Source organism: Capnocytophaga endodontalis (assembly GCF_002209445.1).
Taxonomy (GTDB): Bacteria; Bacteroidota; Bacteroidia; order Flavobacteriales; family Flavobacteriaceae; genus Capnocytophaga; species Capnocytophaga periodontitidis.
The window spans coordinates 2,618,596-2,638,118 of the sequence record NZ_CP022022.1 but is presented as its reverse complement, the minus strand read 5'-3'; the positions used below and the strand labels follow the sequence as shown (position 1 = coordinate 2,638,118).

General features: G+C 37.8%; 18 protein-coding genes. 16 read left to right on the top strand and 2 right to left on the bottom strand.

Features of this window, described 5'->3' with window-relative positions:
* The first annotated feature begins 4 nt into the window (after positions 1 to 4).
* The 14 genes from CBG49_RS11930 to CBG49_RS11865 all read left to right on the top strand — a co-directional run bounded on the left by CBG49_RS11930 (position 5) and on the right by CBG49_RS11865 (position 15,095).
* Positions 5 to 823 (top strand): ZIP family metal transporter, encoded by an 819-nt coding sequence (locus CBG49_RS11930; RefSeq protein ID WP_088594639.1) that lies wholly within the window; start codon positions 5 to 7, stop codon positions 821 to 823.
* A gap of 103 nt (positions 824 to 926) precedes the next feature.
* Positions 927 to 2,201: a serine hydroxymethyltransferase gene (glyA, locus tag CBG49_RS11925; protein ID WP_088595324.1), complete on the top strand. Its 1,275-nt coding sequence runs from the start codon at positions 927 to 929 to the stop codon at positions 2,199 to 2,201.
* 273 nt (positions 2,202 to 2,474) lie between these two features.
* Entirely contained in the window at positions 2,475 to 3,389 is a 915-nt protein-coding gene (locus tag CBG49_RS11920; RefSeq protein WP_088594638.1) for a PorP/SprF family type IX secretion system membrane protein, read from the top strand.
* 58 nt (positions 3,390 to 3,447) lie between these two features.
* Positions 3,448 to 5,400 carry an OmpA family protein gene (locus CBG49_RS11915; RefSeq protein WP_088594637.1) on the top strand — a complete coding sequence of 651 codons (1,953 nt, stop codon included), beginning with the start codon at positions 3,448 to 3,450 and terminating at the stop codon, positions 5,398 to 5,400.
* A gap of 131 nt (positions 5,401 to 5,531) precedes the next feature.
* Positions 5,532 to 6,341, top strand: coding sequence for a twin-arginine translocase subunit TatC (gene tatC / locus CBG49_RS11910; RefSeq protein ID WP_034555183.1), 810 nt, complete (start codon positions 5,532 to 5,534; stop codon positions 6,339 to 6,341).
* A gap of 8 nt (positions 6,342 to 6,349) precedes the next feature.
* Positions 6,350 to 7,003, top strand: coding sequence for a hypothetical protein (locus CBG49_RS11905; RefSeq protein ID WP_009412382.1), 654 nt, complete (start codon positions 6,350 to 6,352; stop codon positions 7,001 to 7,003).
* A 4-nt stretch (positions 7,004 to 7,007) separates the two neighbouring features.
* Positions 7,008 to 7,793 (top strand): LPS export ABC transporter ATP-binding protein, encoded by a 786-nt coding sequence (gene lptB / locus CBG49_RS11900; RefSeq protein ID WP_088594636.1) that lies wholly within the window; start codon positions 7,008 to 7,010, stop codon positions 7,791 to 7,793.
* A gap of 165 nt (positions 7,794 to 7,958) precedes the next feature.
* On the top strand, positions 7,959 to 8,657 hold the full coding sequence (locus CBG49_RS11895; RefSeq protein ID WP_227002888.1) for a DUF4262 domain-containing protein: 699 nt from the start codon (positions 7,959 to 7,961) through the stop codon (positions 8,655 to 8,657).
* A gap of 2 nt (positions 8,658 to 8,659) precedes the next feature.
* On the top strand, positions 8,660 to 9,196 hold the full coding sequence (locus CBG49_RS11890) for a hypothetical protein (protein WP_088594634.1): 537 nt from the start codon (positions 8,660 to 8,662) through the stop codon (positions 9,194 to 9,196).
* Between the two features lie 319 nt (positions 9,197 to 9,515).
* Positions 9,516 to 10,739 carry a peptidase T gene (pepT, locus tag CBG49_RS11885; protein ID WP_009412378.1) on the top strand — a complete coding sequence of 408 codons (1,224 nt, stop codon included), beginning with the start codon at positions 9,516 to 9,518 and terminating at the stop codon, positions 10,737 to 10,739.
* 84 nt (positions 10,740 to 10,823) lie between these two features.
* Entirely contained in the window at positions 10,824 to 12,017 is a 1,194-nt protein-coding gene (locus CBG49_RS11880) for a pyridoxal phosphate-dependent aminotransferase (protein WP_088594633.1), read from the top strand.
* A gap of 108 nt (positions 12,018 to 12,125) precedes the next feature.
* Positions 12,126 to 13,106: a 6-phosphofructokinase gene (gene pfkA, locus CBG49_RS11875; RefSeq protein WP_009412376.1), complete on the top strand. Its 981-nt coding sequence runs from the start codon at positions 12,126 to 12,128 to the stop codon at positions 13,104 to 13,106.
* A gap of 51 nt (positions 13,107 to 13,157) precedes the next feature.
* The gene (gene gap, locus CBG49_RS11870; protein WP_009412375.1) at positions 13,158 to 14,156 is read left to right on the top strand and encodes a type I glyceraldehyde-3-phosphate dehydrogenase; all 999 of its coding nucleotides are present in this window, start codon (positions 13,158 to 13,160) and stop codon (positions 14,154 to 14,156) included.
* 84 nt (positions 14,157 to 14,240) lie between these two features.
* Positions 14,241 to 15,095, top strand: a complete 855-nt coding sequence (locus tag CBG49_RS11865) for a hypothetical protein (RefSeq protein WP_009412374.1) — start codon at positions 14,241 to 14,243, stop codon at positions 15,093 to 15,095.
* Between the two features lie 69 nt (positions 15,096 to 15,164).
* On the opposite strand, the gene CBG49_RS11860 is transcribed toward CBG49_RS11865, so the two are convergent.
* Both CBG49_RS11860 and CBG49_RS11855 read right to left on the bottom strand, forming a co-directional pair.
* Positions 15,165 to 15,779 carry a deoxynucleoside kinase gene (locus CBG49_RS11860; RefSeq protein ID WP_009412373.1) on the bottom strand — a complete coding sequence of 205 codons (615 nt, stop codon included), beginning with the start codon at positions 15,777 to 15,779 and terminating at the stop codon, positions 15,165 to 15,167.
* A 14-nt stretch (positions 15,780 to 15,793) separates the two neighbouring features.
* The gene (locus CBG49_RS11855) at positions 15,794 to 16,276 is read right to left on the bottom strand and encodes an Lrp/AsnC family transcriptional regulator (protein ID WP_034555180.1); all 483 of its coding nucleotides are present in this window, start codon (positions 16,274 to 16,276) and stop codon (positions 15,794 to 15,796) included.
* A gap of 330 nt (positions 16,277 to 16,606) precedes the next feature.
* On the opposite strand from CBG49_RS11855, the gene CBG49_RS11850 reads away from it, so the two are divergent.
* Together CBG49_RS11850 and CBG49_RS11845 are read left to right on the top strand one after the other, a co-directional pair.
* Positions 16,607 to 17,689 (top strand): AMP-binding protein, encoded by a 1,083-nt coding sequence (locus CBG49_RS11850; protein ID WP_009412371.1) that lies wholly within the window; start codon positions 16,607 to 16,609, stop codon positions 17,687 to 17,689.
* Between the two features lie 2 nt (positions 17,690 to 17,691).
* Positions 17,692 to 19,515, top strand: coding sequence for an ABC transporter ATP-binding protein (locus tag CBG49_RS11845; RefSeq protein WP_009412370.1), 1,824 nt, complete (start codon positions 17,692 to 17,694; stop codon positions 19,513 to 19,515).
* Positions 19,516 to 19,523: the final 8 nt, after the last annotated feature.

Here is a 19,523-nt window from a genome sequence, read left to right as displayed (position 1 = left end):
TAAAATGTTACAGAACGTTATCACTTATTTAGAGACTATTAACCCCATACTTGCTGCCTTATACGCTACCATTTTCACGTGGGGTGTAACAGCTTTGGGGGCTGCAGTGGTATTCTTTTTTAAGAAAGAAAACAAAACCGTGTTAGATGGTATGTTAGGCTTTACAGGAGGGGTGATGCTGGCAGCTAGTGTGTGGAGTTTGATAATACCCTCTATTAATATGACAGAAGGTGAAGGCTTTATAAAGGTGCTACCTGCTACGGTGGGGATATTTATGGGAGCACTTTTTCTTTATGTATTAGATAAGTTATTACCACACTTTCACGCCAACTTCAAACAAACAGAAGGTATTAAAACCGATTGGCAAAAAACTACTTTGCTTATTTTAGCTATCACCTTGCACAACATTCCCGAAGGATTGGCGGTAGGGGTACTCTTTGGAGGGGTAGCCGCTGGTATTCCCGAAGCCTCTATTGCGGGAGCGGTAACTCTTGCCATCGGTATTGGGCTACAGAACTTTCCTGAAGGAATAGCTGTAGCGATGCCACTCAGACGTATGGGGGTGAGCAGATGTAAGAGCTTTTTTTATGGGCAACTTTCAGCTATTGTAGAGCCCATAGCAGGGGTATTAGGAGCTTTTGCAGTACTCTTTTTTACCCCAATACTCCCTTATGCCCTTGCTTTTGCGGCAGGAGCTATGATTTATGTGGTCATAGAAGAGGTAATACCAGAAGCCCAGCAAAATGAGAACACCGATGTTTCTACCATAGGATTTCTAGTAGGTTTTGTAGTGATGATGGCAATGGACGTGGTATTGGGCTAACAAATATTTCTTTACAGATGCTTGTGTGATACTGAAAAAAAGCATATATTTGCCCAGAAATAGAAGTAATGAGAAGAGTATTAAACAACAAAATAATTTTAATATGCAAAGAGACATTGATATTTTTGAACTAATTGAGGACGAGAGAGAGCGCCAAGAGTTGGGAATAGAACTCATCGCCTCCGAAAACTTTGTAAGCGACCAAGTAATGGAAGCAGCAGGTTCTGTACTTACTAACAAATACGCCGAAGGTTATCCCGGCAAGCGTTACTACGGTGGTTGTGAAGTGATTGACGAAATCGAACAAATAGCTATTGATCGCGCTAAAGCCCTTTTTGGCGCTGAATATGCTAATGTACAGCCTCATAGCGGTTCACAAGCCAATGCCGCTGTATATGCCACTTGTCTCAAACCAGGTGATAAAATTCTCGGCTTCGACCTCTCTCACGGTGGTCACCTTACTCACGGATCTCCTGTAAATTTCTCAGGTAGATTGTACGAACCTGTATTCTATGGCGTAGAAAAAGAAACAGGCCGACTCAATTACGACAATATATTGGAAATAGCTAAACGTGAACGTCCAAAAATGATAGTGGCAGGCGCCTCAGCCTACTCTCGTGATATCGACTTTAAACGTTTTAGAGAAATAGCCGATGAAGTAGGAGCTATCCTCTTTGCCGATATTGCTCACCCCGCAGGGCTTATCGCTAAAGGTTTGTTGAACGACCCAATCCCTCATTGCCATATCGTAACCACTACTACCCACAAAACCCTACGTGGTCCTCGCGGCGGGCTCATCTTAATGGGTAAAGATTTTGAAAACCCTTTCGGTATCAAAACTCCTAAAGGCGAAGTACGAATGATGAGCTCTTTACTTGATAGCGCAGTATTCCCAGGAAACCAAGGCGGACCTTTAGAACACATCATTGCTGCTAAAGCTGTAGCTTTCGGCGAAGCCCTCTCCGATGATTTCCTCTATTATGCCATTCAAGTACAGAAAAATGCTCGTAAGTTAGCAACTATTCTTTTAGATAAAGGATATGATATCATCTCTAAAGGGACTGACAATCACCTAATGCTTATTGATTTGCGTAATAAAAACGTAAGCGGTAAAGAAGCCGAAGAAGCTCTTGGAAAAGCCGATATTACAGTAAACAAAAATATGGTGCCTTTTGATACCCGTTCTCCTTTTGTAACCAGTGGTATTAGAGTAGGTGTATCTGCCATTACTACTCGTGGACTCAAAGAAGCGGATATGGAACACATTGCCGACTTTATAGATCGTGCTATCACTAACCGTGAAAATGAAGAAATACTTGAAGAAATAGCTGCTGAAGTAAACAAATTTATGGAAGATAGACCTCTGTTTGCTTACTAAAATAGAACTATAATGTAAAAAAATCCCAAAAGAGGCACTCTAAAATAAAAGGCGCCTCTTTTGCTTTTTTTTAATCGTAACTCATTTATAAACAAATAGTTATATTAATTCTATGTTTTAGGTAATAGAGAAAAATTTCAACTATATAAAAAAAAATTATACAAAAGAGTGTCTTTTTGAACAAAAAGATGTACTTTTGCCGAGTTGTAGGTACTTACCCAAAGTACTATCAGTATAAAAATCAATAGCAAATATATAAAATACAGTTTTATTATGATTAAAAAAGCGTTGTTTTCAGCACTAACAATGTTATTCTGTACCGAGATTTTTGCCCAACAAGAATCTCAATATACTCAGTATATGTATAATACGATGCTCTTTAACCCTGCTTATACAGGGTCGCGTGAAGTGGGGAGTCTCTTTGGAATGTTTCGTACTCAATGGGTAGGTATCAGTGGAGCACCTACCAATGGGAGCATCAGTTATCACCAACCAATGGAACGCTTGCGCAATATAGGCTTGGGCGGGAGTATCTTCCGTGAAAGTATAGGACCTCAAACCCAAACCGATTTGACGATAGATGTATCGTATACCCTAAACTTTGAAAATTCTAAGTTAGCTTTTGGTATCAATGGATCAGCAAGTATATTTCAAATAGATTATAACGAACTGCGCAAACAAGATAATTCTGATCCCAGTCTTGAGGGCACAGAGAGCGTATTTTCACCTAACATAGGGGCTGGAGTTTATTGGTATACCGATAAATACTACATAGGTTTTTCAGTGCCTAATATGCTCGAAACAACTCATTATAATAACAGTTCAGTATCAGTGTTGAAAAATTCACAACACCTATATTTGATAGGAGGTTATGTATTTGATCTTACTGAGAATACAAAATTCAAACCCGCTGTACTATCGAAAGTATCCTTTGGAGCTCCTTTGCAGTTAGACTTCTCAGCAAACTTTATGTTCAACGAAAAATTTGTGATAGGAGGGGCTTATCGCTGGTCGGCAGCGGTGAGTGTAATGGCAGGTTTTCAAATCAACGACCGTTGGTTTGCAGGGTATGGATATGATTTTGAAACTACCGAATTGCGCAAATACAACTCAGGTTCACACGAAATCTTCTTGCGTTATGAATTGGTAAAAACCTACAAAAAAATTGTATCTCCTCGATTCTTTTAGTGTGAGCTAACCACTTTTTAAAATTTTAACCCTATTTTTTAATTATTAATTATAAAAAATGAGATTACTAAGTTTAACTTTCGCATTATTATGTAGTGCACAAGTGCTATTAGCACAACCTGAAAAGGAATTAGAAAAAGCAAATGAAATGTACAAAAACTTTGCTTATGTCGATGCTATTAGAATATACGAAAGTATTGCTAAAAAAGGATTTGTAAACCAAGAAATGCTAGAGAGCTTAGGTAATTCCTATTACTACAACGCTGAGTACAAAAAAGCACTCCCTTGGTACAAACAACTCTTTGAAAATCCAAATTACAAAGTAAAACCTGAGTATTACTATCGTTATGCACAAGTCCTAAAATCAGTAGGTAAGTATAATGATGCCGATAAAATGATGGCTAAGTTCGCCGAATTGACCGATGATAAAGATACCCGAGCAGTATTTTTTGAAAAAAATAAAGATTATCAACAAGCTATACAAGAGAATTCAGGAAGATTTAAACTGAATCCTATAGCTTTAAATACAGAGTACTCTGAGTATGGACCATCTTTCTACGGTGATAAAATCGTATTTGCAGCAGCTACTAGCGGAAGAGCTTCTAAAGGCGGTGTCTCTCAATGGACAGGCGAAGGGTTCTACGACCTTTACGTAGCCGATCGCAACAAACAAAAATTGTCTAATAAGAAACCCTTCTCTGCTGCTATCAACACAAAATTCAACGAGTCTACTGCTGTTTTTACTAAAGATGGTAAAACAGTTTATTTTACTCGTAATAACTATGTAAATAAAAAATTAGGAACAGATAAGGATGATACCATTCTTCTAAAAATACTTCGCGCTACCAAAGGTAGTGATGGCGAGTGGGGTAATGTGGTAGAAGTGCCTTTCAATAGCGATCAATACAATGTGGCACACCCTGCCTTAAGCCCTGATGAAAAATATTTGTACTTTGCATCCGATATGGGAGGTACCTTAGGCGGATCTGATATTTTCCGAGTAGAAATTTTAGGAGATAACAAATACGGAAAACCTGAAAATTTAGGAAATCTAATCAATACCCCAGGACGCGAATCTTTCCCTTTCATCTCTAAAAACAACGTAATGTACTATTCATCTGATGGATTCCCTGGTTTAGGTGGTTTGGATATCTTCGCTGTAAAATTCTATGAAAATGGTACGACTTCTAAACCTATCAATATTGGTCGCCCAGGTAATAGTGCCGATGATGACTTCTGCTTTATAATGGATAGCGATTCTAAAATAGGCTTCCTCTCATCTAACCGCCCAGGAGGAAAAGGTAGAGATGATATTTATAGCTTCTTTGAAGAAAAACCTTTAGTTTTTGATTGTGAGAAAATGCTCAAAGGAGTCTTAAAAGATGCTAAAACGAATAATGTAATTGTTGATGGACTCATTATACTTTCTGATAGAACAATGAAAGAAGTCGCTAAACAAAAAACTAAAGAAGATGGTACTTTTGCTTTCAATGAGGTAGATTGTAAAGAATTGTATTACTACTTGCGTGGCGAAAAAGAAAAATATGAAACTGCTGAAGTGAAAGTAAACACCGATAAAGAAGGCGAAACATATTACGAAATGCTTCTCAAACCAAGAGAAGTCGCAATTTCTAAAAATACTGATTTAGCCAAAGTATTCAATATCAAAGAAATTTATTTTGATTTGAATAAGTCTGATATACGTCCTGATGCGGCCGTAGAACTCGCTAAGATAGTAGAAGTGATGAAACAGTATCCTAAGATGAAAGTTGATATCCGTTCTCACACCGATAGCCGCGCTTCCGATGCCTACAACTTAGCCTTGTCAGATAAACGCGCAAAATCTACCCTCGAATGGATAGTAAAACAAGGTATTGAACGTAAACGCCTAACAGCTAAAGGTTATGGCGAAACTCGTTTGGTAAATGGTTGCTCTAATGGTGTCCCTTGTACCGAAGAAGAACATCAAGCTAACCGCCGTAGCGAATTTATAGTAGTGAGTATGGAATAACAATGTTTGAATAACAAAAAAACTGTTTGGGAGACCAAGCAGTTTTTTTATTACCTATAATTGCTAATTATGAATTATTTTTTATCTTTGCGCCATTAAATTTGTTATTAAAAGAAATTAATAAACTTACAATGGGAGCATCACAAGATGAAATGTCCTTTTTAGACCATTTGGAAGCCTTGCGCTGGCATTTAATACGCGCTACTATAGCCGTCTTAATTGTGGGAGTAGTAGCTTTTGTATGTAAGGATTTTATCTTTCAAATTATCTTTGCTCCTAAAAATGGTGATTTTTTCACTTATAAAATGTTCTGCAAAATAGGGCACTTTTTTGGTTTTGAAAGCGCTTTCTGTGCCGAAAAACTCCCTTTTACCATCCAAAGCCGTACAATGGCAGGGCAGTTCTCAGCTCATATCTGGACGTCTATCTGGGCAGGAGTGATTATCGCATTCCCTTATGTGCTTTATGAAGTCTGGAAATTCATCAGCCCAGCATTGTATGAACACGAACGCAAGTTAGCACGAGGTTTTATCTTCATTGCTTCTTTGCTGTTTTTTATAGGTGTATTGTTTGGTTATTACCTTATAACACCGCTTTCAGTGAACTTTTTAGGGTCTTATTCGGTAAGCCCTGAGGTGAAAAACCAAATAGATATAGATTCATATATTTCAGTAGTACGCTCATCGGTCATTTCGTGTGGCATTGTTTTTGAACTGCCTATTGTCATTTATTTTCTTACTAAGCTGGGCGTTGTAACCCCTGTTTTTATGCGTAAGTATAGGCGTCACGCTTTGATAGTAGTGCTCATAGTTGCTGCTATTATCACCCCCCCCGATGTAGCCAGCCAGATAATCGTCTCAATACCGATTATGCTCCTGTACGAAATAAGTATTTTTATTTCGGCTTATGTTTTAAAAAAAGAACAAAACAAGGTAATTTAATATTTTTAATGGATTGTAATACCTACTTACAGCACTTACCCAACGTGAAAACGTTGAAACAGCTTTGCAAAGGCAGAGCCGTATTAGACTGGATTATTTGTGGTCACGAGTTCGAAGTTTATCACACCTACTACAAAGCCAATGAAGAAGAATACGACGGCTATGAAGCCCAGTGGGGGCACGGCTTTGAAGATGAAGATGGCACATCGTTGTCATTCTATTTTATCGATAAAGCCTGCTTAATAGTACCCTCATCCAGCGCCGAAGACAGCAAAGGAGGCGATAACCACGATTTCGAGAAACGCATCCCCAAAGTGTTTTTGCCCTACTATCGTAAAAACTTCTCGCAAAGTGATATCCCTTTTGTGATATACTCTTTGGATGGTGAAACGTGGCAATGCGTAGAAAATTTTCCTGTGGAAGAACACATCGATAAATTTGAACACATAACTACTAACCCCGCAAAATACAAAGAATGGGCAGTAGATTATATGGGCGACGAAGGCTTCTTGCAAGAAGTGATGAGCGAACAAACTATTACCGACATTTACGAAGGAAAAGTGCTTACCGAGGAAATGGTATATAGCATCGTAACCGAAGTGCACGACTGGGTAGATTTAGAAACTGAACTCAACGAAATGCCTTATCGCTTTTCGTTTTAACTATATGAAATTAGTAGTAAACAACATCATCAAAATATACAAAGGAAGAAAGGTTGTAAAAGGCGTTTCACTGGAAGTAAACCAAGGCGAAATCGTTGGACTCTTAGGCCCTAATGGCGCCGGTAAAACTACTTCTTTTTATATGATTGTGGGGCTCATCAAGCCCAATGGAGGTACGATCTTCTTGGATAATACCGATATTACCAATTATCCTATGTACAAACGCGCCCAAAGCGGTATTGGCTACTTGGCACAAGAAGCTTCGGTGTTTAGAAAGTTGAGCATTGAGGACAATATCAAAAGTGTATTGCAACTCACCAAACTCTCTAAAGCCGAACAACAACGCAAAACCGATGAGTTGATTGATGAATTTAGCTTGGGGCATATCCGTAAAAACCGTGGCGACCTACTCTCAGGAGGAGAACGCCGCCGTACCGAAATTGCCCGGGCTTTGGCTACCAGTCCAAATTTTATCTTGCTCGACGAACCTTTTGCTGGGGTAGACCCTATTGCAGTGGAAGATATCCAACGCATTGTGGCTCAACTTAAAGATAAAAATATTGGTATCCTCATCACCGACCATAATGTGCAGGAAACTCTTGCTATTACCGATCGTACTTACTTGATGTTTGAAGGAGGAATCCTCAAATCAGGAGTGCCTGAAGATTTGGCTGCCGATAAGACGGTACGTAAAGTATACCTCGGAAAAAATTTTGAGTTAAGACGTAAGAAAAAACCAGAAGATGATGATAGTAATATGAATCAAGAATTGGAAAATGATAATCCCTGATTAACAGCGTATTGTCACTTTTGTGTCGCATCTCCCCTTTGAAAGATTATCGGCAATTGCCGAGTAAGTGAATTAGGAGGAAGTTTATAATCAACAAGTTAATTCAATCCTTGATAGGCATTAAATCAATAAACTAACGAATTGGCAAATCAATATATCAATAAATTGACAAGTGATATCGAAAAATACGGCTTTGGGGTGATAATGGTACCCCAAACTGATTACTTGCCATCTTTTGCTTATACAGTAGGTTTGTGGAAAAGCTACAAACACCCTGAGCTTATTACTTTAGGAATGCCAATAGATATACTCCATACCATACTCAATACGGTAGCGTTTGAAGGCGTAAAAAAAGGAAAATCTATAAAAATAGGTAAGAATTATCGTGGCGTATTAGAAAAACATCCCGTACAATTCTTAACGGTAGACAAGCGTAATATCCCTGATTATTTTGGACAAGTAATCAACTATTACCAAACAGCCGATTTCCCTGCATTACAATTGATATGGCCTGATGACAAAGGTGTATTCCCTTATGAAACAAATTTTAGAGAAGATTTAATCTACTTGCAACCGTTATTAGATAGAAATGCCGATTTCAAATTTAGAGAAGACAAACTCCGTCCCGTATTTACAACATCCGCTTGGTTAGAAAGTCAAGAGCCAATTGTAGATGTAATACACGATAATGAAGGCTATTGGTTTTTCCTCCCCTTAGGAGAACCCGATTGGAAAATGGTGCCCTTGGAAGAATTAGTAAAAGCCGACCCCACTCTCAATGATGTTTTTAACCTCGATTATGGCGAAAGTGCTAATAGGGAGTTTATAGGAGGGCAATGGCAAAGAGATGTCTATGAAGGGTAGAAATGTATAAAGAACTTTTAAACATATCAAAAGCTAACCTAACAACAACCCGCAATATTACTCAAATAGGGAGTTTTGAAATTCCTCCTTCTTATTTGCAGTTTGCTCAAGAAATAGGCTTTGGTAGATTGTTAGGCTTATTTCTCACCTATATTCCAATGGGAGAAAACACACCTTATTGTGATGCTTTGGAACACAGAAATGCACATTGGAAAGAAATCTTTCAAATGTATCTAAAGGAATATCCAGATAGGTTATTTCTCAAAAAAGAAGCAGATAATAAAGAGCGCTTAGCTAATGCAGAACCTTTTTTGTTTAGTGAAAATGGAGAGGTTGTGTTTTGGGATAGTAGAAATCGGGATGATAAGGGGGAATGCCCTATTTATTTGGTAGATTTTTCTACAGGAATATATTTAGCAGGGAATACTTTTAAAGAGTTTATTCTCAACCTTACAGATAAAGCAAAAGTAAAAAGTATTTTGAAATTTGAAGATGATCCTTTGTTGAGAACTTTTGACCCTTTACCATTAAAAGACTGAAAAATATCGTTTCAGACTTTGGCAAAGTTGATTACCTTGAAAATCAACTACTCTTAGAGTGTGTTGTGTAGGAAAGCCAGCGATAGCTGGGTATGTGCTGCAAACGCCCGTATAAATAAACTTTTTGCAAACGCCTGTATAAATAAAACTTTTTGCAAACGCCTTTAAAAAGTAAGTTTATTTATTCGCAATCTATTTTTGTTTGACTATAATATTAGAACAATTAACCCTATATAACACTCACTTTTGAGAATTGTCCCTCTTCGGGGGAACGGGGGCTAAACTCCTAACAAACAAGAAAAACTAAAAACTATATATAATGAAAAATTTAGTAGACCGTTTTATTAAGTACATAAAAATAGACTCTCAATCTAATCCTGAGAGTGAAACAACCCCTAGTACCAAAAAACAATGGAATATGGCAAACTTATTGGTAGAAGAATTGAAAGCCATTGGTTTGCAAGATGTAACAGTAGATGAAAACGCCTATGTAATGGCTACCTTGCCATCAAATGTAGATTACCCAGTACCTACCATTGGCTTTATCTCTCACTTCGATACCTCTCCTGACTTCTCTGGTGAAAACGTAAATCCACAATTTGTAGAAAATTATGATGGGGGTGATATCGTCCTCAACAAAGAACAAAACATAGTGTTATCACCTTCTTATTTTGAGGATTTGTTGCTCTACAAAGGCAATACCATTATCACAACTGATGGAACTACCCTTTTGGGAGCTGACGATAAAGCAGGTATCGCCGAAATCGTAACCGCTATGGAATACCTCGTGCAACACCCCGAAATCAAACACGGAAAAATACGCGTAGGCTTTACCCCTGATGAGGAAATAGGTCGTGGAGCTCATAAATTCGATGTCAAAAAATTCGCTGCTGATTGGGCTTATACAATGGATGGCGGACAAATTGGCGAACTTGAATACGAAAGTTTTAACGCAGCAGGAGCTAAAATACACTTCAAAGGGAAAAACGTGCATCCTGGTACTGCCAAAAACAAAATGATAAACTCAATGCTTGTAGCTACTCAGTTTATCAATGCGCTACCAGCCGACGAGATTCCAGCTCGCACCGAAGGTCGCGAAGGATTCTATCACATTACCGATATCTCTGGAGATGTAGAAAATACAGTAGTACAGCTTATCATCCGCGACCACGACCGCGACCTTTTCAATAAACGCAAAGCCGTAGTACAGCAAATTGTAGACGATTTGAACAAACAAATCCCTAATGTGGCAGTAGCCGAAATAAAAGACCAATATTACAATATGGGTGAAAAAATCAAACCCGTAATGCATATTGTAGAAGTAGCCGAACGCGCGATGAAAGAATTGGGTATTACCCCTATAACCAAACCTATCCGCGGTGGTACCGATGGTTCTCAACTTAGCTTTATGGGATTGCCTTGCCCTAATATCTTTGCAGGCGGACATAATTTCCACGGTAAATACGAATTTGTACCCGTAGAAAACCTCGAAAAAGCTACCGAAGTGATTATTCGCATTGCTGAATTAGTAGCAAAAAAATAAGATAATTAGCCAATCTGTCAATTAGCCAATGTGTTAATTGACAAATTGGCTAACTTGCTAATTAACTAATTGATAAATTAACTTATGCCTACAATATCACATAGAGCGCAAATATTGCCTCAGTCTCCTATCAGGAAACTCACTCCTTACGCCGAAAAAGCAGCTAAGGAAGGGAAAACTATTTACCACCTCAATATTGGTCAACCCGATATTAAAACCCCTGAAATAGCTATTCAGGCAGTCAAAGATTTTACCCCTAAGGTATTGGAATATACCAAAAGTGAGGGCATCAACTCTCTCAGAGAAAAGGTGGTCGAATACTACAAAAAACACGATATTAAGGTCAATAGCAATGATATCATCATTACCAATGGTGGCTCCGAAGCGCTTACCTATGTAATTGCTACTGTTGCCAATGCCGATGATGAAATTATCATTCCTGAACCTTATTATGCGAACTACATCAGCTTTTCAGAAGCCTTTGATGCTATATGTGTACCTATTACGTCTTCCTTTGATGATAACTTTGCCTTGCCTCCTATAGAAGAATTTGAGAAAAAGATAACTCCTAAAACCAAAGCTTTTCTCATTTGTAACCCTGGAAATCCTACAGGGTATTTGTATTCTAAAGAGGAAATTTTGCAATTGGCAGCAATAGCCAAAAAACACGATATTTTCCTTATTTTCGATGAGGTATACCGCGAGTTCGTGTACGATGGTGCTACCCATTATTCCATTATGCAAGTAGAAGGCATCGAACAAAATGCTATAATGATAGATTCGGTGTCTAAACGTTTTAGTATGTGTGGAGCACGCATCGGGTGGGTAGTCTCTAAGAATAAAGACGTGATGATGTCTGTTTTGAAGTTCGCTCAAGCACGCTTGTCTCCCCCTACTTATTCTCAAATAGGTGCAGAGCGCGCTTTTGATGTACCTGACACTTACTTTGAAGAAGTATTAAAAGAATACACCCAACGTAGAAATGTGCTTATTGAGGAACTCCAAAAAGTAAAAGGGGTACGCGTATCAATGCCTAAAGGCGCTTTCTATTGTATCGCAGAACTACCTGTAGAAAACGCTGAAGATTTTAGTATATGGCTTTTAGACCATTTCTCAGTGAATAACGAAACAGTAATGTTAGCTCCTGCCGAAGGTTTTTATGCCACCAAAGGCTTAGGGTGTAACCAAGTGCGCATTGCTTATGTACTCGAAAAAGAAAAAATCGTAAAAGCAATTCACATATTAGCCGAAGCACTAAAAGAATATAATAATTCCTAATTCCTACTCAACTAAATAGTTATATTTTTTAAGTTAAAAAAAAAACATAAAATTATTGCCATATCAAAAATATTTCGTACTTTTGAGGCGGAAAATTAAAAACAGACAATGTCAGTAAAGAAAATAGCAGTATTAACATCAGGAGGAGACGCTCCTGGTATGAACGCCGCCATTCGCTCAGTGGTACGTACTTGTGCATACCACAATATCGAAGTGGTAGGTGTATATCGCGGCTATCAGGGAATGATAGAAGGCGATTTCGAACCAATGAACGCTCGTAGCGTTCGCGATATTATCAACAGAGGGGGTACTATCTTGAAATCTGCCCGCTCTAAAGACTTTAGAACTCCTGAAGGGCGCAAAGTAGCCTATGAAAAACTAAAAGCAGCAGGAGTAGATTCTTTAGTAGTAATAGGAGGTGACGGCTCTTTTACTGGAGCGCTCTTGTTCAACAAAGAATTTGGCTTCCCCGTAATGGGAATCCCTGGTACTATCGATAACGACATTTATGGTACTGATTTTACTTTAGGCTATGATACAGCTCTCAACACTGTAATTGAGGCTATCGACAAAATTAGAGATACAGCAAGCTCTCACAACCGCTTGTTCTTCATCGAAGTAATGGGGCGTGATGCAGGGCATATCGCTCTCAACTCTGGAGTAGGAGCAGGCGCTGAAGAGATCTTGATCCCAGAAGAGAATATAGGGCTTAAAAAACTACTTGAATCTTTGGAAAAAAGTCGTATGACTGGTAAAACTTCTAGCTTGGTAGTGGTTGCCGAAGGCGATAAAATAGGTAAAAACGTATTCGAACTTAAAGAATACGTAGAACAACACCACCCCGATTACGATGTGCGTGTATCTGTATTAGGCCACATGCAACGGGGAGGGGCTCCTTCTTGCTTCGACCGCGTTTTAGCAAGCCGTATGGGAGTAAAAGCTGTAGAATCTCTCCTTGAAGGTAAATCTAACTATATGGTGGGTATCCGTAACAATAAAATGGAACTCACCCCGCTTGAAAAAGCTATCAAAGGTAGTTCTAAAATAGATACAGAACTCCTCCGCGTAGCCGAAATAATGGCAACTTAGTAACGTAACAAACTAAAATTAAATAACGAATAAATTAAATTTAACAGAATTATGTCAGTAAAAATTGGAATTAACGGTTTCGGACGTATTGGTCGTCTCGTATTCCGTGCTGCTTATGAAAGAGCCGACGTAGAAATCGTTGGTATTAACGACCTTTTGGATGTAGATTACATCGCTTACCTTTTGAAATACGATTCAGTTCACGGAACTTTTAAAGGTGATGTGAAAGTAGAAAATGGTCACTTAGTAGTAGATGGCAAAAAAGTGCGTATCACTGCTGAAAAAGACCCTAACAACCTTAAATGGAACGAAGTACACGCCGATGTAGTTGCTGAATGTACTGGTATCTTCACCACTTTGGAAAAAGCACAAGCTCACATCAATGCAGGTGCTAAAAAAGTAGTGATTTCTGCTCCATCAGCCGATGCTCCTATGTTTGTAATGGGTGTGAACCACAAAACAGTAAAACCTACTGATACTATCGTGTCTAACGCTTCTTGTACAACTAACTGTTTGGCGCCTATCGCTAAAGTATTGAACGATAACTTCGGTATCGAAGAAGCCCTAATGACTACAGTTCACGCTACAACTGCTACTCAGTTAACAGTAGACGGTCCTTCTAAAAAAGATTGGAGAGGTGGACGTTCAGCTCTTTGCAACATCATTCCTTCAACCACAGGTGCTGCTAAAGCTGTAGGTAAAGTAATTCCTGAACTCAACGGTAAACTTACCGGTATGGCTTTCCGCGTACCTACTGCCGATGTTTCAGTTGTTGATTTGACTTTCCGTACTAAAAAACCAACTACACTTGAAGAAATCAACGCTGCTATGAAAAAAGCATCTGAAGGTGAATTGAAAGGTATCCTTGGATACACTGAAGATTTGGTTGTTTCTCAAGACTTCGTAGGTTGCAAAAATACATCTATTTTCGATGCTAAAGCTGGTATCGGCTTGAGTGCTAACTTCTTCAAAGTAGTTTCTTGGTACGATAACGAAACTGGTTATTCAAACAAATTAGTAGATTTAGCTCAACACGTTGCTAAATTGTAATTCTTAAAAAAGGTGAGTTGCCCAACTTAGGGGTAAACTCACCTTTTTTTAATAAAATAATAATAATTTAAAAACCGAAACGATATGATTTTAATTGTAGACAGTGGTGCTACTAAGGCCGATTGGACTGCCTTAAACAGCAAAGGTGAAAAAATATTTTTTACGCAAACTTTAGGATTGAACCCCGAAGTACTTACAGAAGAAATTCTCGTAGAGCGTATTACCACCAATTACCAATTGTTTGAAAACAGAAATTCAGTATCCGAAATTTATTTCTATGGTGCTGGTTGTGGTACTGAACGCATCCGTTACTTTGTAGAACGTAGCTTAGCAACTATCTTCAAAAACGCTAAAATAGAAGTAAAAGAAGATACTTATGCTGCTGTGTTTGCTACTACAGCCCCCTCCGATAAAGCTATTGTATGTATCTTAGGTACAGGTGCTAACTGCTCTTATTGGAATGGTAAAGAATTATACCAAGCAGTAGATTCATTAGGCTATATTTTGATGGACGAATCAAGTGGAAACTTCTATGGCAAACGCTTGATTATCGACTATTACTTCAAGAAAATGCCTGCTGACCTCGTGCAAAAATTTGAAAACCAATATGAATTGGGCTCTGATGTGATTAAAAACCACTTGTACAAAATGCCTAACCCTAATAGTTACTTGGCTACTTTTGCAAAATTTGTGGTTGAAAACAAAAATCACGAATATTGCCGCGATATGGTAAGAAAAGGTATGCAACTATTTGTAGACCACTGGATTTCTCAATATGAAGATCGCTACGAAGTGCCTATCAACTTTGTGGGTAGTATCGCTTTCTTCCTTCAAGATATCTTGGAAGAAGTATTAGCTGAAAACAATCTTAAATTAGGAACTGTACTTAGAAAACCAATCGATGGGTTGGTAGCTTTCCACGTAAACAAATTCTTTTAATAACAAATAATAAAATATAAAAGAAAAAAAGACACTCACTATATCTATAGTGGGTGTCTCTTTTTAATTTTAAAACAATCCATAAAGAAGTCCATCTATTTTATTGATAATATCACCTAAATCTTCAGGGTTGTTTACAAAATCAATATTGTCTACTTCTATAATCAGTAGTTTTCCTTTATCATAGCCCTTTATCCACTGTTCATATCGTTGGTTGAGGCGGTTTAGATAGTCTATTGAGATTGTATTTTCGTAATCCCGACCGCGTTTTTGTATTTGGTTTACCAAGTTCGGTACTGAACTTCTGAGGTAAATCAGTAGATCTGGAGGGAGAACTAAGCGTTCCATCAGAGCGAACAGCGATTTATAATTGTCAAAATCACGAGAACTCATCAGCCCCATTTCGTGTAAGTTAGGAGCAAAAATATGAGCATCTTCATAGATAGTACGATCCTGAATAATATCGTTGCCCTTTTCTCTAAAATCCAAAATCTGTCGGAAGCGACTGTTTAGAAAGTATATTTGTAAATTAAAACTCCATCGCTCCATTTGGTGATAAAAGTCGTCTAAATAAGGGTTGTCTACCACATCTTCAAAGTGGGCTTCCCATTGGTAGTGTTTAGCTAATAGGGAGGTAAGTGTCGTTTTGCCTGCACCTATATTTCCTGCAATGGCTATGTGCATTTTTTAGATTGATTTTATTCAGTTTCTTCTTCGTTTATACTTTTAATCCAAGAGGTATTTTTGATTTGTTGAATTATAAAAGAACTTTGAATATTAGAAATAATTTCCATTTTAGAAAGTTTCTGTACAACAAATTTCTGATAATCTTCCATATCGTTGAGTATAACTTTCAGGAGGAAATCGTAACTACCTGCCATATACGAGGCTTCAAGCACTTCGTCAAGATTACTAATGTATTTCTCAAATTCTTCAAATAGTTGTCCACTGTGTCTCAAAAGTTTTACTTGGCAGTAAGCTATCAGCCTTTTCCCAAGGGCTTTAGGGTCAGCAACAGCAACATATTTTTGAATAACACCTGTATTTTCCATCCGTTTAATACGTTCGTGAACAGGAGTAATTGATAAACCTACTTTTTCAGATAGACTTTTAACCGATTGTTTGCTATCTTTTTGTAGTTCATCTAAGATTTTTAAATCTATGCGGTCTAATTGATACATAATATTTGAATTTGATGCGGTAAAATTAAGAATTTTTTTGATATAAAACTGAACATTAGAGAAAATATTTTTGCTGTTTTTTTGTAAAATGCTCAAATACAGCTAAAAAATAAAAAGAAATACTAAGGTGATTTTTCTATTTGCTATCTATGAATTAGTGATTTTTTCTAAATGAATATAATTTTCCAGAATTGAGAGGTTTGATATCAAGGGTAACTTTTTTCATTGTAGCTTCAAGTAGAAAAAATCTAATATTTGTATTTAATTTTGTCTATTTCGTTTAAAAATTGTAGTTTTGCAATTGCTATCTAAACAATAATATTATTTTATATGGAAGAAATAGATTACAAATTTGTACATAAAGATTTTAGAATCAACGGTTTCCCTATTGATAGAGAACGCTTAATCATTTTAGCAGTAGCCTATGTAAAGGATGGCTTGCCTTACCGTAAAGCGGTAGGAAGATTTCTTTTGGATTGGCTTGATAATAAAGATTATATCGAAGCTACAACCTCAGGATCAACAGGTATCCCTAAACAAATTCAACTTAAAAAACAAGGAATGGTAAACTCTGCTTTGGCTACAGGTGAATATCTAAACCTTTCACCCAAAGACCGTGCTCTGTTGTGTCTGCCAGCCGATTTTATCGCAGGAAAAATGATGCTCATTCGTGCAATTGTTCTGGGCTTGCACCTCGATATTATCAGACCTTCATCTATGCCGCTATCGCTCACCAATAAAAATTACGATTTCTGTGCAATGATTCCTTTACAAGCAGCAAAATCTCTTACCGATTTACCTCGTGTAAAAAAACTAATTTTAGGCGGAGCTTCTATTGATGGTGAGTTAGAAGCTAAATTACAGAATATTTCTACCGAAGTATACTCTTCTTACGGAATGACCGAAACCATTTCGCATATTGCGATGCGTAAGGTAAATCACACCGAGGAACACGAAACTACTTACAAGGCAATGCCTAATGTGATTTTCACCCAAGACGACCGCCATTGCTTAGTAATCAATGCTCCTTTAATAGCCGATCACCCTGTAGTTACAAACGATATGGTAAACCTTATCTCTCACAATGAGTTTGAGTGGTTAGGACGTTTCGACAATATCATCAACTCTGGCGGTTTTAAGGTCTTCCCTGAAAGTGTAGAACGCAAAATCAAAAAGTATATCAAAGGAGATTACTTTATTACCAAAGAACCTGATGATGAATTAGGACAGCGCGCTGTGTTATATGTACAAGGCGATGAAAAAGATTACCCTACTTTAGCTCACGATATCTATATGGATAAAGATATGCTAAAGTACGAAGTACCTCGCCAAATCTATTTCGTTCCTGAATTTGTATATACTGATAATCAAAAGTTAAGAAGGGACGAAACCGTTAAAAAATACAAAAAATAAGAATGAAACTCAAGAGATTTATCCCTTACCTATTGCCCTATAAACAACAGGCGTTTCTGAATATATTTTTTAATATACTCTACTCACTTTTCAGCGCCTTATCGTTTGTCGCACTGATTCCTATGCTCGATGTCCTTTTTGGCAAAACGCAACCTATGTTCCAAGAACCTGTCTATTCAGGAAATTTATTAGATCTGGGTAGTTATGGCAAAGCCTATTTGAACTATAAAGTAGGTGCGCTAGCAGGCGAGAATACCATTTGGGCATTAGCAATTGTGATTGCTTTGGTGCTTTCTCTTTTCTTACTAAAAAATTTATTCAGTTATTTAGCTTCTTTTTTTATTACCTATCTTCGTAATGGGGTACTTAAAGATTTGCGCAATAATCTGTATAAAAAAGTAGTCAATCAGCCAATAGCTTTCTTTTCCGATCAACGCAAGGGTGATATAATGTCCCGTATGATAGGTGATGTAAACGAAGTACAAAACTCTATGCTTTCAGCATTAGAATCGTTTATACGTGAGCCTCTTACCATCATATTTTCTATTTTAGTAATGTTAGGCATCAGCGTAAAACTCACTCTGTTTACTTTTATATTTATTCCTATTGCAGCAGCTATCATTTCTAAAATAGGTAAATCTCTTAAAAAGAACTCTATAGCAGTACAACAAGAACAAGGGCGATTTCTTTCTCTGATAGAAGAAACTATAGGCGGATTGCGTGTCATCAAAGCATTCAATGCCGAAAGTATATTCTCCAAGCGATTTGCCGACTCTAGCCAAACCTTTAACCGATTAAGCAACAAGGTAATGAATAGACAAAACTTAGGATCCCCTATGAGTGAGTTTCTCGGTATCTTGATGATTGCTATATTGTTGTGGTTCGGTGGTTCTCTGGTGTTGGTCGACAAAACTTTAGAGGGAACTCAGTTCATCGCTTTTATGGGCTTGGCTTACAATATCCTCACACCTGCTAAAGCTATCAGCAAAGCTTCTTACGATATGCGCCGCGGAAATGCTGCTGCCGAGCGTATCTTGGAAATACTCGATTACGAAAACCCCATCAAAGAACGTGAAAACGCTGTGGTGATAAAAAATTTTACTACAGCTATCACCTTAAAAGAGGTTACTTTTGCTTATGCTGAACAACCCGTGCTCTCCCATTTTTCGTTAGAAGTGCCTAAAGGAAAAACAGTAGCTTTAGTAGGGCAATCAGGGAGTGGAAAAAGTACTATTGCTAACCTAATCACTCGTTTTTACGATGTAAACGAAGGTGCAATCCTCATCGATGGAGTGGATGTAAAAGATATGCAAACCACTTCCTTGCGCAAACTTATAGGGGTAGTGTCGCAGGACTCTATACTCTTTAATGATACCATAAAGAACAACCTACTGATAGGTAAACCCGATGCTACCGATGAGGAACTTATAACAGCAGCCAAAATCGCTAACGCCTATGAGTTTATAAACGACTTGCCTGAAGGTTTTGAAACTAATATAGGTGATGCAGGTAGCAAACTGAGCGGTGGACAAAAACAGCGCTTGAGTATTGCCCGTGCAGTACTGAAAAATCCCCCTATAATGGTACTCGACGAAGCTACTTCAGCACTCGATACCGAAAGCGAACGATTGGTGCAAAACGCTTTAGAGAATATGATGAAACACCGTACCTCTATAGTTATAGCTCACCGCCTTTCCACTATACAAAATGCCGACTTGATTGTCGTGATGCAAAAAGGACGTATCGTAGAACAAGGTACCCACAGCGAACTAATACAAAAAAATGGTATGTACAAACGATTAGTAGAAATGCAAACCATTGAGTAATACATAAT

Bases quoted from the DNA above. Each gene is read 5' to 3' on its own strand.
- CBG49_RS11915 (WP_088594637.1), top strand. From the start codon at position 3,448: ATGAGATTACTAAGTTTAACTTTCGCATTATTATGTAGTGCACAAGTG.
- glyA (WP_088595324.1), top strand. From the start codon at position 927: ATGCAAAGAGACATTGATATTTTTGAACTAATTGAGGACGAGAGAGAG.
- CBG49_RS11855 (WP_034555180.1), bottom strand. From the start codon at position 16,276: ATGTATCAATTAGACCGCATAGATTTAAAAATCTTAGATGAACTACAA.
- CBG49_RS11930 (WP_088594639.1), top strand. From the start codon at position 5: ATGTTACAGAACGTTATCACTTATTTAGAGACTATTAACCCCATACTT.
- CBG49_RS11920 (WP_088594638.1), top strand. From the start codon at position 2,475: ATGATTAAAAAAGCGTTGTTTTCAGCACTAACAATGTTATTCTGTACC.
- CBG49_RS11860 (WP_009412373.1), bottom strand. From the start codon at position 15,779: ATGCACATAGCCATTGCAGGAAATATAGGTGCAGGCAAAACGACACTT.
- tatC (WP_034555183.1), top strand. From the start codon at position 5,532: ATGGGAGCATCACAAGATGAAATGTCCTTTTTAGACCATTTGGAAGCC.
- CBG49_RS11845 (WP_009412370.1), top strand. From the start codon at position 17,692: ATGAAACTCAAGAGATTTATCCCTTACCTATTGCCCTATAAACAACAG.
- CBG49_RS11890 (WP_088594634.1), top strand. From the start codon at position 8,660: ATGTATAAAGAACTTTTAAACATATCAAAAGCTAACCTAACAACAACC.
- CBG49_RS11865 (WP_009412374.1), top strand. From the start codon at position 14,241: ATGATTTTAATTGTAGACAGTGGTGCTACTAAGGCCGATTGGACTGCC.
- lptB (WP_088594636.1), top strand. From the start codon at position 7,008: ATGAAATTAGTAGTAAACAACATCATCAAAATATACAAAGGAAGAAAG.
- pepT (WP_009412378.1), top strand. From the start codon at position 9,516: ATGAAAAATTTAGTAGACCGTTTTATTAAGTACATAAAAATAGACTCT.
- gap (WP_009412375.1), top strand. From the start codon at position 13,158: ATGTCAGTAAAAATTGGAATTAACGGTTTCGGACGTATTGGTCGTCTC.
- CBG49_RS11905 (WP_009412382.1), top strand. From the start codon at position 6,350: ATGGATTGTAATACCTACTTACAGCACTTACCCAACGTGAAAACGTTG.
- CBG49_RS11880 (WP_088594633.1), top strand. From the start codon at position 10,824: ATGCCTACAATATCACATAGAGCGCAAATATTGCCTCAGTCTCCTATC.
- CBG49_RS11850 (WP_009412371.1), top strand. From the start codon at position 16,607: ATGGAAGAAATAGATTACAAATTTGTACATAAAGATTTTAGAATCAAC.
- pfkA (WP_009412376.1), top strand. From the start codon at position 12,126: ATGTCAGTAAAGAAAATAGCAGTATTAACATCAGGAGGAGACGCTCCT.